This window comes from Oleiphilus sp. HI0080 (genome assembly GCF_001635135.1).
In genome coordinates, this window is sequence record NZ_LWFU01000187.1 from 1 (window position 1) to 285 (window position 285).

General features: G+C 46.7%; 1 protein-coding gene. It reads left to right on the plus strand.

The annotated features are described in order from the left end of the window. Positions 1–285, plus strand: a 285-nt coding sequence (locus A3751_RS02040; RefSeq protein WP_197466109.1) for a fatty acid desaturase, incomplete at both ends; no start/stop codon positions are given.

Sequence of the window (285 nt, forward strand, 5' to 3'; positions counted from 1 at the left end):
CGCAATTAGAAGTACTTACAAAAGTACAGCGTGTTACTTCACTGCCGTAGTATCTGGCTTGCTCATTCTGACGGCGCTTGGCTATGGTTTTGAAATCGTCGCCTTTGTGATCATTCCAAACATAATTGCGGTGCTCGCACTCGCGTTGTTTTTTGACTACATACCGCATCACCCGCACAAATCGCGTAGCCGTTATCACGACACGCGTATCTATCCTGGCACGCTTTTAAACGTGCTATTGCTTGGTCAAAACTATCATCTGATCCACCACATGTATCCTCGGCT